Here is a 13,575-nt window from a genome sequence, read left to right as displayed (position 1 = left end):
CGCCTGGGTCTGGCTATCTCAGGCACGTTTGCTCGTACGCCGATTGACCAATGCCTGAATTTGTCCTCACCCTCAAAGAAAAGTAACCAAAAGAAAACGATCCTTGCAGGAGGCTGGCGTGGCGTCATTGGGGACCCCAATGGTTTCGTCGTACGGCCCCGGGTGCTAATGGACTCGTGCCGTTACCAGTTTAGATCACCACGACCCTGCCCATGCCCAGAGATTCGTGGTGGTCCCCCCGGTAGCGGCCACCACGAATTTCAGGCCGTCTGTCGCTCGCGGAGTCACCGGCCACGAAGTTGCAAGCGTCCCGTTTGCGTCGTGGGCGCGGTGGCACCGAAAAAATAATTCCGAGGAGATTACCACCGCGCCCACCCCACCACGAAACCATCACGGCGTGATATATCGTGGCGCTTTGCGCCGGTACCGGCAGATGGGTGAATGGGCAGGGATGCTGCTACCGGGGGCCTCACCACGAAACCGGCGTCATTAACAGGATCGTGGCCATTCAAACCGGTAACGGCATGAGTCAATTAAAACCCGGGGCCTGACGACGAAACCACCGGGCTACGTAACCCCAATAAGCCAGCCTCCTGCAAGGATCGCTTTCTTTTGGTTACTTTTCTTTACGAGTAAAGAAAAGTGACATCTCACACGTTCTAAAACGGCAACACCGCCCAGCCGCGACAGCAGCTAGAAGCGCCAAAACACGTCCAGCCCATCAACCATCAAAATCGCCCAGCCGCGACAGCAGCTAGAAGCATCAAAACCCCGCCCAGAAGAGATACTCCCCGCGTCAGCGGGGCCACAAGCCTACCAAATCCTCCAACACATCAGCCCCCAATATCCCCCATTATCCCCATAAACAAAGGCCTAACAAACAAATCCGCCGCATTCTCCCCAGACGCATCCGGCACCCACCTCTTCAACTCCACCGCCGCATTGATCATCCCATTCACCTGCAACGCAGCAACCGTCTGATCCAACGCCCGGATCGACCCATCCTGCATGCCCTGCACCAGGAACCGCACAAACCGTGCCGACAGCCGGTTCATCGTCAGCATCTTCTCCTTGCGCATCTCCTCAGGCAGCGCGCCGTAGATGGTCAGCCGCAGTAGCGGCCCCTGGCTGGAGAACTGATAGCTGACCAGCGCGCGCGCGATCGCGCAGAGTTTGTCCCAGCCGGTGCCGGGGCCTTCTTCCACCTTGGTCTGCGCGTCCCGGATCACCGAGAACATGCGGTCGAAGCAGGCGGAGATCAGGTCGTCCTTGTTCTCGTTGTGGTGATAGAAGGATCCCTTGGTGAGGTTGAGCCGCGCGGAGATGCGGTCGGCGGAAGCGCCGCGATAGCCCAGCTCGTTGAGCAGTTCCGTGGCGGCGCGCAGGAAGGCTTCCTGGGTGGTATCCGCGACGGCAGGGGGCGGCGTTCCGGTGGTGGTGCTGTCCCATCTGGTTGACGGCGATGCAAGTCCGTTGAGCAGGATATCCACGACCGTGTCCGCTACCTTCGGATAGTCCTCCGGCTCGTAGCGCTCCACCCAGGTCATCGCGCCGCTGGTCAGCGACAGCAGCAAGTGCGCCGCCGCGCTCAGGGCACTGCGTTGCGCGGGGTCCTTGGGCGTATCGCTGCGCAACACCTTGCGGATGCGCCGGAACATGTCCGTGTAGGCCGCGAAGGCGACATCCGCGTGGGTGTCGGGCAGCGAGCGGATTTCGCGAAAGCTCATCAGCTCGGGGCGCTCGCCCGTTGCCGTCTTGGCCAGCCGCTCGAAAAAAAGCGCGATGAAGCGGCGCACCCTGGCCTGCGGCAGCGGCTCGCCGGCCGTGGCGTCGGCGATGCCCGCGATTTCGTCGATGGTGCGCATCAGGCACGCCACCACAAGGTCTTCCTTCTTGCGGTAGTAGTAGGTGATGCTGTTGGTGCTCAGGCCGACTTCCTGCGCCACGTCCGAGAGCGTGGCGCCGCGCAAGCCCTTGCGGTTGAACAGCCGGGCAGCGGCGTCGAGGATCGCCTCGCGTTTCTCCACGTACCGGCGTGTCGGGCGGGCTTCCGCTGTTTCCTTGAGCATGAGGCGAGATATCTGCGATGGTTGGCCGGGAGCGCGGATTATAGAGGCGGCCGCACGGGTTGGGGCTGTGCCGAGTCTACCATCGCGCCGGCTTGGCTTTTCAGGTGCTTACCCGTTGCCCGGCTCCGCCCCGCTGCTGGGCACTTCCAGGCCATTGAGCACGGGTTCGATACGGTGCCACTGGGTGGCTTGCTGGAATGCGGCGCAGGCGCCAAGCAGGGTGCCCTCGGCCCAGGGCCTGCCGATCAGCTGCAAGCCTACGGGAAGGCCGTCAGGCGTGAATCCCACCGGCAGCGACACGGCAGGCAGGCCGAGATAGCTGATGCAGCGGTTGGCGCGCAGCAGCGAGGTCGTCACGCGCACCGCTTGCGCGGCGTCTTGCGCCACGGATGCGATCCGCGGCGTTGGCACGGCAACGCTGGGCGCCACCAGCACATCGCATGCCGAGAAGACGTGATCGACAAAGGCCCGCAGCGCCAGCGGCCGGTAGGCCAGGGCGCGCGCGTAATCGTCGGGGCCGGCCGCCAGCGCCGTCTCCAGCCGCAGCCGCGTGGCATGGGCGAGGCGATCGGCGTGGCCACGCAGGCGCTTGCCGTGGAGCGCTATCGCTTCGCGCCACGTCACCACGGTGGCCGCCGCATCGCAGGCCTCGACCCCGGGCACGGTCTGCTCATGCAAGCGGGCGCCCAGCGACTCGAACGCTAGCAAGGCGCGGGCAATCACCGTGGCGCCGTCGTCATGCGCCACCTCGAAGAACGGGTGCCGGGCAATGCCGATGCGCAGGCCTGCCAGCGGGCTGCTGAGGCTGCTGACGCGGTCGAACGTGGTGGCCCGCGCGGCCGTTGGATCCAGCGCGTCGAGCACCGCCGCGCAATCCTTGGCGGTTCGGGCGATGATGCCGAGCGTGTCCTGCGACGGCGACAGCGGGACGGCGCCGCGCGTGGAGATGCGGCCCCATGTGGGTTTCAGGCCGACCACGCCGCACATCGATGCCGGGATGCGGATCGAGCCACCGGTGTCCGCCGCGATGGCGAACGGCGCCGCGTGCGCCGCGACCGCCGCCGCCGCGCCGCCCGACGAGCCGCCGGTGATGCAGCGCGGATCCCACGGGTTGCGGCAGTGGCCGTAGTGATCGTTCAGGCCGGTGGCGCCGTAGCTGAGTTCGTCGAGCGCAGTGGCGCCCAGGCCAATTGCGCCGGACAGGTGCATGGCTTCGAGCACGGCCGCTGGCCGTCGAGCCGCCGCCGGATCGTCGATCAGGTCGTCGAACAACGAGCCCGCGCGCGGCGGCCGAGCGGGGTCGGCCAGCACATCCTTATGGGCGAACGGGATGCCCCAGAGGGGCGCCTGGGCAGCGCCGGCCGCGCTGTGCGTCTCCAGCTGGATGGCGCGGGCGAGCGCGCCCGCGTCGTCCAGCGCGGCAAAGCAATGCGTGACGGCGTGCGCCGCCGCGGCCCGCCGCAGGCAGGCTTGCACCAGCGCGGTGGGTGACAGGCGCCGGTGGGCCAGCGCCATGCGCAACTCGGCGACGCTCAGGAGGGTGGGGTCGGTCATCGTCCTCCTGGCGCGGCGGCGCATGGCCTCAGCCAGTGCGTGTATGGCCGTGGCTGCGCTTGAAGATCAGCATCGCCCACCGGCAAGGCACGCACGGCTTGCAGCACCGGCGCGGCCGCAGCCGCGATCTCGCCGCAGCGGCGGCTATCGAGCCGCAGCCCGAGATCCGCCGCGCGCTGCGCCACCTGCGCCACCTGCGCCGCCAGTGCCGCGAGCTCAGACATGCCCATACTTGGCCAGCGCATCGGCCAGGCTGAGCCCTTGCTGCAGCTCCACGCGGATGCTGCGCTCCTGCTCGGTCAGGCGCTCCGCCTCGAGCAGCACGGTGTCCAGCACTTCGTGCGGGATCACCAGCACGCCGTCTTCGTCGCCCAGCACGAAGTCGCCCGGGCGCACCTGCACCCATTGCGAGGTCGCGCCGCGGATGCTCACGGGCACTTGCCATCCGTTGACCTTCCAGCGGGCAATCGACTGCACCGGCGTGCGGTAGCGCGCGAACACCGGGAAAGCCTGCTCGGCGATCCAGCGGATATCGCGAATGCCGCCATCGATCAGCGAGCCGACGCAGCCGCGCTCCTTCATGCCAATGGCGATCAGCTCGCCGAAGTAGCAGACGCCTTCGCCGTCGCCGCTCCAGACCGTAACATCGCCGGCGCACACGCCCGCGCAGGCCTTCATCTTGTCCGGGTCGCCACCGAGCGCGTATGGCGACATCTGGCCGCGGATGGTGTAGGCCCAGCCGGCCAGCTTGCCGCCGTTGGCGGGGAAAGGCGTAAAGGCGGACGAGAGCCCCTGGTCGAACAGGCCGAGCGTGTCGAGCACGTCGGCAACGTTGGAGGTGTCGACCGACAGGAATCGCTGGCGGATCGCTTCGCGCTCGGCGGCGCTGCGGGCTACGTGGGTGGTTTCCATGCTGTGCTTCCTCGGGAGATAAGTGCTCAGATGCTCGGGATCATGCCGCCGTCGACGCGCACGACGGAGCCGGTGACAAAGGCGGCGCGCTCGCTGGCCAGGAAGGCCACCACGTCGCCATACTCCTCGGGCCGGCCGTAGCGCCCGGCGGGAATCGATCCGGTGCTGGCCGCCACGATGTCTTGATAGGTCTTGCCCTCGCGCCGGGCGCGGGCTTCGTCCAGCGCGCGGATGCGGTCCGTGGCGATGCGCCCGGGCAGCACCACGTTGACGCAGATGCCGTGGGCGGCCACCTCGTTGGCCAGCGTCTTCGACCAGCCCAGCAAGGCCATGCGCAACGTGTTGGACATGCCAAGGTTGGGAATCGGCGCGACCACGCCGGACGAGGTGCTGGTGATGATGCGGCCCCAGCCCTTGCGCTTCATCGCCGGCAGCAGCAGGTCCGTGAGATGCATCAGCGACAGCACCATCGATTCGAACTGCATGCGCCACTGCTCCGGCGCGACTTGCGCGGCCGTGGAAGGCGGCGGGCCGCCGGAGTTGTTGACCAGGATGCCCGGGTCGCCCAGTGCGCTCCTGACCTGCTCCACCATGGCCGTCACGCTCGCCAGGTCGGCAAGATCGGCGCGCACGCCGTATGCCTGCCCGCCGGCTGCGCGGATGCGGCCCACCGTGTCGTCCAGTGCCTCCTGGTTCTGGTCCGATACGGCAACCGCCGCCCCTTCCGCCGCGAGCGCCAGCGCGATGGCCGAGCCCAGCCCGCCGCCCGCCGACATGACCAGCGCGATGCGCCCCTTGATGCCTAGATCCATTGTCGATGCTCCTGTTTGGTCTTCTCTACTTGCGCTCAGGTGCCTACGCGCAGCGGGCTGCGCAGCTTGCGCAATACCGCCAGCACGCTTTGCGCGGTGATGCGGCCGGTCTTGGGGTTCTCTGTGGGAATGTTCTGGATGCTCATGGAGAACGACGCCGCATCCGAATCCACCACGATTTCGTGGGTGTTGCGGGTCAGCGCCGGGTCCGCCCAGATTTCCAGGTGGGTCTTGTCCGGGCCGACGCCGGCCAGCGCCAGCGCAACCACCACGTTGAGGTTGGCGGGGAAGCCCTTGGCGGCCTCGCGGGCGGTGCCGGAGAAGATCTGGATCGGCGCCGTCACGTCGTCGATATTGATGTTGTTCTCCACCAGGAACGGCGCCCCAACCAGGCCGCGCACCGGCTTGCGCGTGATCATGCGCACGGAGTGGATGACGCCCTCCGAAGCAGCGGTCACCGCGTCCAGGCCCAGCAGCGCGCCGGTCGGCACGATGATCTGGCCGCCATGCTCGCGTGCCAGGTCCACCAGGTCCATGCGGTCAAGCAGCGCCCCGCAGCTCAGCACGATCATCGTCTTGCCGGCGCGCAGCACCGGCTCGGCAATCTCGCCGACGAGCTCCGCCGGCGCGCATTCGATCACCACGTCCGCCAGGTCGGCCAGCTCGCCGAGCCCGACGATGGCAACCTCGTTGCGCAGGCCTTGCAGCGTTTGCGCCGCCTTCTGCTTGTCGCGCACCGCCACCGCGGCCAGCCGCAGGCCGAAGACGCCGGCATCGAGTTGCTTGACAAGCTTCTTGCCGACCGCGCCGAGCCCGGCGATGCCGACCCGCAGTTCCTTGTCGAATGACATTGTTTGATCTCCTTTTGATGATCTCGATGATCTTGTTGTGTGTCCGCGCTCAGGCGTCTTGCCCCGGCAGGCCGATGTAGTGCTGGGCGATAGCGCCCGTGGTGGTCAGCCAGATCTGGTCGCGATGGCGCAGGATGTGCTCCATCGCCCGGCGGAACTGCCGCAGCCGGTAGGGCTGGCCGACCAGGAAGGCGTGGATGGAAATGCCGTAGACGAGCGGCTGCTCCACGCTTTGCTCCAGCATCTCGTCGAAGTTGTCGATGATGATGTCGGCGAACTCGCTCGCCGTGGCATCGTGCAGCGCGATGGCGGGGATGTCGTTGACCTCGTGCGGGTAGGGGATGCTGAGCAGGCGGCCGCCGCGCGTGTCGATCCACACCGGCTGGTCATCCATCGGCCAGTCGAGGACGTAGCGGTAGCCGGCCTCTTGCAGCAGGTCGGGCGTGACGTTGCTGGGATTGACGCCGGGGCTGAGCCAGCCCGCGGGCGGCTTGCCCTCGTGGTGGGCGATGGCTTCGGTTACCTCGCGGATCAGCTCGCGCTCCTCGGCTTCGGAGAAATTGTTCTGCTGCTCCGAGTTGGTGCGGCCGTGGCCCAGGATTTCGTCGCCGCGCTTGCGCAGCGCGTCGATTACCTGCGGACAGTGCGCATAGCACTCGGAGTTGAGCAGCACCGACAGCGGGATGCCGAGCTTGTCGCACAGCGCGATGATGCGCCACACGCCAACCCGGTTGCCGTATTCGCGCCAGCCCCAGTTGTAGGTGTTGGGGTGCGGGATGCCGGGCGAGTAGGAGATGCCGCCGCCGGTGTTGTAGGCGAAGTGCTCCAGGTTCAGGCACAGATGCACCGCGAGGCGCTTGCCGCCGGGCCAGTCGAACTGCGGGCGTTCGACGATGGGTGAATAGGGAAATCTGTCGTGAGAAGCAAGCATGGCGTTATTGACCTGGCTGGATGAGTGAGTTTGCTGAGTGAGTTTGCGCAATGCGGAATCGGATGGCGCCGCTGCGTCATGGACGATAGTCCTTCGGCGCGGTCACCAGGGAAAGATCGAGCTTGGCGAGGTTGTCGCGCGTGGCCATGATGGACGGCGTGCGCACGACCGCTGTCGTGCTCTCCTTGCGGGCGGCGGCCACGGCCTGCCTGAGCGCCTCGCGGCCCTGCGTGACGATCTGCTGCACGGACGAGCAGGCCAGCTCGCCGCTGCGCAGCATCTGCTGCGCGGTGGGGCTGAGGTTGGAGGCGCTGATCTTGACGCTCTCGCGACGGGCGGACTTGACCGCCAGCGCCGCGCCCGCCGCCGAGTCATCCACCGCGGAGTAGATGCCGTTCATCTCGGGAAAGCGCTGCAGCCAGTCGTCCACCAGGTTGATGGCGCCGTTGCGCGTGACCGCGCTGCGCGACTCCGCCACCACCTTGATGCCGGGGTATTCCGCCTTGATGGTTTCCAGGAAACCCTGGCGCCGCAGGTCGGCCCAGGTCTGCCCTTGCTGCTGGGAGATCATGCCCACCGCGCCCTTGCCGTTGAGCGCCTTGCCAAGGCACTGCGCCTGCAGGCGGCCCATGTCGTAGTGGTCCGCGCTGATCCTGGAGGCCAGCTTGTCGCTGTTGGGCACGCTGGAGAGGCCCACCACCGGGATGCCCTTGCCAATGGCATGCTCCACCGCGCCGCGGATGGCATCGCCGTTGGTGGCGCCGACCACGATGGCGTCGACCTTGCGCTGTGCGAGGTCCTGCAATTGCGAGATCTGGATGTTGACGTTGGCATCGCCGCCCGCGTTGAGCTTGACCAGCGCAACGCCGAGCTTCTTCGCTTCATCCTCCACGCCGTAGGTCATCGAGATCCAGAACGACGATGACAAGTCCGGCGTGGCGTAGCCGATCGTCAGCGCCTTCTGCGCCATGGTTGGCCCGCACGCCAGCAGGGCGCCTGCCAGGGCGACGGCGGCCCGCAGCCGGGGAATGCTGATTCGCTTCATGATTCAAGCTCCTGTTCGATGTCGTTGCAGTGAAGGTAAGGATTCAGCCCTGGCGCGACCCCGCCTTGCGCATCAGGTATTCGAGCAAGCCTGCGGATACGATGACCGCGCCCAGCACGATCTCCGAGGCAAAGGGCGAGGTGCCGAGCAGGTTCAGCCCGTTGAGCAACGCCTGGATGAACAACGTGCCCGCCATCACCTGCCACACGGCGCCCTTGCCGCCGCTGAGCGCCACGCCGCCGATCACGCACGCGGCAATGGCTTGCAGCTCCATGCCCGCGCCGTCGACCGCCACCGCGGCGCCGCTGCGCGCCAGCAGGAACACCGCCGCCAGCCCGGCCAATGCGCCGCAAAGTCCATAAGCCAGCACACCGGCGGTGCGCACGGGCACCCCTACCAGCAAAGCCGCATCGGGATTGCCGCCGATCATGTAGAACCAGCGGCCTAGCGGCAGGCGCGTGCATAGCAGCCAGGCCAGCGCCGCTACCGGCGCGGCCAGCCACACCATCGCCGGCACGCCCAGCCATGCCGCGTAGGCCAGCGACTGGATCACCGTGCCCGGCGGCAGCGGCACCGCATCGGCGCCACCGGAGACGATGGTCGACACCCCGCGCACGATCAGCGTGGCGCCCAGCGTGACGACGATCGGCTCCATGCGGCGGCAGGCAATCAGGTAGCCATTGCAAAGCCCCACCGCCAGCCCGGCGCCCGTGCCTAGCAGGATGGCGGGCACTTCGCCGAACGGCGCGGCCGTCTGCGCGATCACGATGGACGACAGCACCGCCACGGCGCCCACCGAGATATCGAAGCCGCGCGTCACCACCACCAGCATCTGCCCGAGTGCGAGCAACAGCAGCACGGCACTTTGCGAAACGATATTGGCCAGGTTGTCCGAGGTGGCGAAGCCGGGCGAGATCACGCCCATCACCAGCCACAGGCCCGCGCAGGCCAACAGGCCGGTGGATTTGCGCAGCGCGGGCACGCGCAGTGGCGAGAAGGCCGACAGGGCGGCACCGGTGCGAGCCTGCAGGGACATCAGTCGTTGCGTGTTCATGTTCGTGCGCTCAAGATGCGTTGGCAGGAAGGCTGGGCAGCGGGCGCGTGCGCGGTGCGCGGCCGCGCAGTTGCTGGAGCAGCACGGCCGCGAGGATCAGCACGCCAAGCAGGACGCTCTGGATGTAGCTGGGGAAATTGACCAGCACCAGCGCATTGCCCACCATGGCCAGGATCAGGCAACCAAACAGCGCGTGCAACGGGCCGCCCTTGCCGCCGGTGAGCGGGATGCCGCCGATGGCGCACGCGGCGATCGCCTCGAAGGGCAGGTTGGGATAGAGGTTGGGCTGGCCCGAGCCGAGCCGCGAGGTCAGCACCGCGCCGGCGATTGCCACCAGCACAGCGTTGGCCAGGTAGGCCTGCAGCACGCGCGGCTTCACCGCGATCCCCGCCAGGTGCGCGGCCTGGGGGTTGCTGCCCACCAGATACCATTCGCGGCCCGGCGCCGTGTAGCGCGTGAGCGCGCCCACGACCAGCAGCGCGGCGCCGGCCAGCCACAGCGGCAGCGGCAGGCCTAGCCACTGCCCCCGGCCCAGCGCGGAGAAGTCCACGCTGGCGGGGGCATCCAGCGGCACGCCGCCCACCAGAACGCCGCACAAGCCGTGCACCGCAATCATGGTTCCGAGCGTGGCGAGAAAGGCGGGGATGCGCAAGACACCAACCAGCGTGCCATTGAGCGCGCCAAGGGCCAGCACCGCCAGCGCGCCGGCGGCAAACGCGCCGCCCACGCCGATAGCCGGCATGCTCAGCACGGCCACCACGCTGAACAGCGCCACCCCGGAGCCCACGGAAAAATCCAGCCCGCGCACCACGATCACCAGGCCCTGGCCGATCGCCACCAGCAGCAGCACCGCCAGCACGCGCGCCAGGTTGAAGATGTTGCCGCCGGTGCCAAAGCGCGGCACCACAATCACGCAGACCACGAACAGCGCCAGGCAGACCCAGGCCGATGCCGGCCACTTCCTAAGCCAGGCCATGATGTGCCTCCTCGTGCGTGGGTTGCATGCTGTCATCGCAATCGTTGGCGCCGGTGGTGCAGGCGATCACCTGCTGCAATGCCACGCCGCGCGCAAACACCCTGGCCATGCGGCCGTGGCGCATCACCAAGATGCGGTGCGACAAGGCCACCACCTCGTCGATATCGCTGGACGCCACGATCACGCAGACGCCACGGCGCGCCGCGTCCACCAGCGCATCGTGGATGGCCTCGCGGGCGTTCACGTCGACGCCGCGTGTGGGCTCGATTACCACCAGCACCTTCAGCCCGGGCAGCAGCAGGTTGCGGATCACCAGCAGCTTTTGCTGGTTGCCGCCGCTCAGCGCGCTGACGTCCAGGGCCGGATCGCCCGGGCGCACCCGCAGCGACGCGAACAGGCGCTCGCTTGCGCCGACCTCCATGGCATCGGAGACGAAGAGATGGTCCGAGATGGAGGCGTAGGTTGAGGCCACCGCGTTGGCGGCGCAGTTGAGCCCCGGGAAGATGCCGTCGCTGCTGCGGTCGGCCGGGATCAGTCCCACGCCGCCTAGCTTGAAGCGCTGGCGCGACGTTGCCGTCAGGTCCAGTTCGTCGACCCGGATGGTGCCGGCGCAGGGCGGCCGGCTGCCACTCAGCACTTCGCCCAGCTCGATCGCACCCGAGCCAATCAGGCCGGCCAGCCCGACGATCTCGCCCCGTCCCACCGACAGCGTGACGTCGCGCAGCAGCTCGCCGCAGGCGATGCCTTCAACCCGCAGCCGCGTGTTGCCCACCGCCGGTAGCTCGCGCGGCGGGCGCTCGGCCACCGGCCCCACCATGGCCTCGACGATCTCGTGCGGCGTCATGGCGGCCACCGGTACCGCATCCACCACGGTAAAGCCATCGCGCAGCACGGTGATGGCATCGCAGACCTGCTTGATCTCGCCCAGCTTGTGGCTGATGAAGACGATGCCCTTGCCTTCGTCCTTGAGGCGGGCGACTGCGGCGAACAGGCGGTCGGCTTCATGCGCGTTAAGCGCGGCGGTTGGCTCGTCGAGGATCAGCACCTCGCACTTGCGCGCCACGCCGCGCGCGATCTCCAGCAACTGCCGCTCGGCCATCGACAGGCCGGACACCAGCTGGCGCGGGTTGAGCTCCAGCCCGATGCGCCGCGCCGTGTCCAGGTAGCGTTGCAGGGGCAGGCGGGCGCCAGCGCGCAGCGTGCCCGCCCGGGCCACGTCGAACGCATGCAGGTTTTGCTCAACCGTCAGGTCCGGGAACACGGTGGCATGCTGGTACACGGGAATCACGCCGGCCGCGATGGCGTCGCGCACGGAGCCAAAGGCAACCGGCTGGCCGCGCAGCAGGATGGTGCCCGTATCCGGGCGCAGCGCGCCGACGAGCATCTTCACCAGCGTGCTCTTGCCTGCACCGTTTTCGCCCATCAACGCATGCACCTCGCCGGGGCGCACGGTGAGATCGGCGCCGCGCAATGCGCAGGTCGCTCCAAATCGCTTGGAAAGACCGGATACCGAGAGCAGGGGGCGCTCCTCGCCGGGCGTGGCTGTCATGTGGACTCCTTTTTCTGGCTTTGTCTTTTGTCTGGGGCTTTGTTTTTCTGTTGACGCATTTTTCTTGCCTGAGAGGAATACTCGGCGTCGCGGATCTTTTCAGCAAACGACTTGATTGCACATACGCATGACTTATACTGATGCGTCCCTCGCCCCCGCCCTAGCCCCCAGGTGCCGCATGAAACGTTCGCTTCCTCCGCTGGTTTCGCTGCGCGCTTTCGAGGCCGCCGCGCGACACATGAGTTTCACGCTGGCCGCGGACGAGCTGTGCGTGACCCAGAGCGCGATCAGCCGGCACATCAAGAACCTGGAAACGCACTATGGGCTCAAACTGTTCAACCGCCTGACGCGCGCTATCGAACTCACCCCGCAGGGCGCGCGCTTGTTCGACGTGGTGACGCGCTCGCTCGACCAGATCGAGACCGTTGCCCGCGAGCTCACCGGGGCCAGGAACTCGCGCAGCCTGCTGGTCAGCATCCTGCCCACCCTGGCGTCCACCTGGCTGATGCCGAGGCTGGTCAACTTTACGCAGGCGCACCAGGCCATCGAGATCCGGCTGATCACGTCGATCGACCCGGTTTCTTTCGATCGCGACAAAGTGGACGTGGCCATCCGCGTGGGCAAGCCGCCTGGCAAGCGGGCACGCAAGGGCGCGCCGCGCATCGACCTGGTGATGACGGATGAATGGAAGGGCGTGGCCGCGGAGCCGCTGTTTCCCGATAGCCTGGTGCCGGTGTGCAAGCCGGGCCTGGTGAAAGGCCGGCTGCCTGCCAGTCCGGCCGCGCTGGCGCGGCTGCCGCTGATTCACACCGACTCCCGCGCGCATGCCTGGCCCGACTGGTTTGCCGCGCTGGACGTGCCCTACGCGGCCGGCGCGCAGGCCCTGCATTTCGGGCATTTCTTCATGTCGGTGCGGGCCGCCATCGAAGGCCGCGGCATCGCGCTGGTGCCCGACGTGCTGGTGGCCGAGGAGATCGCCTCCGGCAGGCTGGCCGTGCCGGTGCGCGAGCGCATCACCAGCGGCGGCGACTACTGCTTGCTGTACCGCAAGGAGCGGGCCGACGACTACGCCATCGCGGCGTTCCGCAACTGGCTGCGCGCCGAGGTGGCGGCGATGCCGTCGATCTGAGCTGTCGTTGTCGTTGTCATTGTCGTTGTTCCCACGCATGACCTCAGGGCATGCATGCGGCGCAAGGAGTCATTTGTCCGCGCACAGGGGCGGCTACTAGCATGGTGTCGTGACAAACGCGAGTGCGTTTTTGTGTTCTGCGTCCTGCGTTTGCACGGTCCGGCAAGGCAACGCCGCCTTGCCCGGATCCTCCTTCCTTGCTTCCACCGACAGGCCCCCCATGCGCGCAACACGCTTGCTATCGTGTATTTCCATCGCCACCCTTGCCGCCTTCGTCACTCCGGCGTTCTGCATCGCCAGTGCCAGCGCCGCCGAGCAGATCGTCCGGCATCGCAACCCGGCGCACATGACCGAACCCTGGGCGCGCGAGTTCGCCGAGGTGATCGAGATTCCCGCCGGCGCGGAACAACTCGTGCTCAGCGGCGTGGGGCCCACGGTGGCGAATGCCTCCGCGCCGCCCGATACCGCGGCGTCCTATGGCGACACCGCAACCCAGACCCGCAACGTGCTCGGCCAGATCGAGCGCATCCTCAAGGACCGCGGCTACCAGATGGGCGACATCGTCTCCATGCAGGCGCTGATCGTGGCGGACCCGGCCACGGGCAAGCCGGATTTCACCGGCTTCTCGGGCGTCTATAACCAGTACTTCGGGACCGGCAAGCAGCCCAACGTGCCGGTGCGCACGCGCGCCGA

13 protein-coding genes are annotated in these 13,575 nt (G+C 67.4%); 2 read left to right on the top strand and 11 right to left on the bottom strand.

Annotated elements, in window-relative coordinates:
• Positions 1 to 833: 833 nt before the first annotated feature.
• From ACYP5B_RS32795 to ACYP5B_RS32745, 11 genes are all read right to left on the bottom strand, one after another.
• A complete protein-coding gene (locus ACYP5B_RS32795; protein WP_459572401.1) occupies positions 834 to 2,069 on the bottom strand; it encodes a TetR/AcrR family transcriptional regulator in 1,236 nt (411 codons plus the stop codon).
• A gap of 108 nt (positions 2,070 to 2,177) precedes the next feature.
• A complete protein-coding gene (locus ACYP5B_RS32790) occupies positions 2,178 to 3,623 on the bottom strand; it encodes an amidase (RefSeq protein ID WP_459572400.1) in 1,446 nt (481 codons plus the stop codon).
• The gene (locus ACYP5B_RS32785; RefSeq protein ID WP_459572399.1) at positions 3,620 to 3,847 is read right to left on the bottom strand and encodes a hypothetical protein; all 228 of its coding nucleotides are present in this window, start codon (positions 3,845 to 3,847) and stop codon (positions 3,620 to 3,622) included. Before ACYP5B_RS32785 ends, ACYP5B_RS32790 begins: the two co-directional genes overlap by 4 nt.
• A complete protein-coding gene (locus ACYP5B_RS32780) occupies positions 3,840 to 4,535 on the bottom strand; it encodes an RraA family protein (protein WP_318236826.1) in 696 nt (231 codons plus the stop codon). The genes ACYP5B_RS32785 and ACYP5B_RS32780 overlap by 8 nt, the downstream gene beginning before the upstream one ends.
• A 26-nt stretch (positions 4,536 to 4,561) precedes the next feature.
• A complete protein-coding gene (locus ACYP5B_RS32775; RefSeq protein ID WP_459572398.1) occupies positions 4,562 to 5,347 on the bottom strand; it encodes an SDR family oxidoreductase in 786 nt (261 codons plus the stop codon).
• Positions 5,348 to 5,382: 35 nt separating this feature from the next.
• Positions 5,383 to 6,198, bottom strand: coding sequence for an aspartate dehydrogenase (locus ACYP5B_RS32770; protein ID WP_400095437.1), 816 nt, complete (start codon positions 6,196 to 6,198; stop codon positions 5,383 to 5,385).
• A 49-nt stretch (positions 6,199 to 6,247) separates the two neighbouring features.
• Positions 6,248 to 7,129: a polysaccharide deacetylase family protein gene (locus tag ACYP5B_RS32765; protein WP_400095439.1), complete on the bottom strand. Its 882-nt coding sequence runs from the start codon at positions 7,127 to 7,129 to the stop codon at positions 6,248 to 6,250.
• 76 nt (positions 7,130 to 7,205) lie between these two features.
• On the bottom strand, positions 7,206 to 8,174 hold the full coding sequence (locus ACYP5B_RS32760; RefSeq protein WP_400095440.1) for a TMAO reductase system protein TorT: 969 nt from the start codon (positions 8,172 to 8,174) through the stop codon (positions 7,206 to 7,208).
• Between the two features lie 43 nt (positions 8,175 to 8,217).
• On the bottom strand, positions 8,218 to 9,228 hold the full coding sequence (locus tag ACYP5B_RS32755) for an ABC transporter permease (RefSeq protein ID WP_459572397.1): 1,011 nt from the start codon (positions 9,226 to 9,228) through the stop codon (positions 8,218 to 8,220).
• A gap of 10 nt (positions 9,229 to 9,238) precedes the next feature.
• On the bottom strand, positions 9,239 to 10,204 hold the full coding sequence (locus tag ACYP5B_RS32750) for an ABC transporter permease (RefSeq protein WP_459572396.1): 966 nt from the start codon (positions 10,202 to 10,204) through the stop codon (positions 9,239 to 9,241).
• Positions 10,191 to 11,753, bottom strand: a complete 1,563-nt coding sequence (locus tag ACYP5B_RS32745) for a sugar ABC transporter ATP-binding protein (protein WP_400095444.1) — start codon at positions 11,751 to 11,753, stop codon at positions 10,191 to 10,193. Before ACYP5B_RS32745 ends, ACYP5B_RS32750 begins: the two co-directional genes overlap by 14 nt.
• A gap of 178 nt (positions 11,754 to 11,931) precedes the next feature.
• Between ACYP5B_RS32745 and ACYP5B_RS32740 the strand changes: the two genes are divergently transcribed.
• Positions 11,932 to 12,882, top strand: a complete 951-nt coding sequence (locus ACYP5B_RS32740) for a LysR substrate-binding domain-containing protein (RefSeq protein WP_400095446.1) — start codon at positions 11,932 to 11,934, stop codon at positions 12,880 to 12,882.
• 220 nt (positions 12,883 to 13,102) lie between these two features.
• Positions 13,103 to 13,575 (top strand): Rid family hydrolase (locus tag ACYP5B_RS32735; protein ID WP_459572395.1); only part of this gene is annotated, 473 nt, incomplete at its 3' end.

It is taken from the genome of Cupriavidus sp. 8B (assembly GCF_054589115.1).
The sequence above is the reverse complement of the archived record's forward strand: the minus strand, read 5'-3'. Positions and strand labels throughout refer to the sequence as shown.

Excerpts from the sequence above, each read along its gene's own strand:
- ACYP5B_RS32780 (WP_318236826.1), bottom strand. The coding sequence starts at position 4,535 with ATGGAAACCACCCACGTAGCCCGCAGCGCCGCCGAGCGCGAAGCGATC.
- ACYP5B_RS32790 (WP_459572400.1), bottom strand. The coding sequence starts at position 3,623 with ATGACCGACCCCACCCTCCTGAGCGTCGCCGAGTTGCGCATGGCGCTG.
- ACYP5B_RS32760 (WP_400095440.1), bottom strand. The coding sequence starts at position 8,174 with ATGAAGCGAATCAGCATTCCCCGGCTGCGGGCCGCCGTCGCCCTGGCA.
- ACYP5B_RS32755 (WP_459572397.1), bottom strand. The coding sequence starts at position 9,228 with ATGAACACGCAACGACTGATGTCCCTGCAGGCTCGCACCGGTGCCGCC.
- ACYP5B_RS32775 (WP_459572398.1), bottom strand. The coding sequence starts at position 5,347 with ATGGATCTAGGCATCAAGGGGCGCATCGCGCTGGTCATGTCGGCGGGC.
- ACYP5B_RS32750 (WP_459572396.1), bottom strand. The coding sequence starts at position 10,204 with ATGGCCTGGCTTAGGAAGTGGCCGGCATCGGCCTGGGTCTGCCTGGCG.
- ACYP5B_RS32795 (WP_459572401.1), bottom strand. The coding sequence starts at position 2,069 with ATGCTCAAGGAAACAGCGGAAGCCCGCCCGACACGCCGGTACGTGGAG.
- ACYP5B_RS32745 (WP_400095444.1), bottom strand. The coding sequence starts at position 11,753 with ATGACAGCCACGCCCGGCGAGGAGCGCCCCCTGCTCTCGGTATCCGGT.
- ACYP5B_RS32770 (WP_400095437.1), bottom strand. The coding sequence starts at position 6,198 with ATGTCATTCGACAAGGAACTGCGGGTCGGCATCGCCGGGCTCGGCGCG.
- ACYP5B_RS32785 (WP_459572399.1), bottom strand. The coding sequence starts at position 3,847 with ATGTCTGAGCTCGCGGCACTGGCGGCGCAGGTGGCGCAGGTGGCGCAG.
- ACYP5B_RS32740 (WP_400095446.1), top strand. The coding sequence starts at position 11,932 with ATGAAACGTTCGCTTCCTCCGCTGGTTTCGCTGCGCGCTTTCGAGGCC.
- ACYP5B_RS32765 (WP_400095439.1), bottom strand. The coding sequence starts at position 7,129 with ATGCTTGCTTCTCACGACAGATTTCCCTATTCACCCATCGTCGAACGC.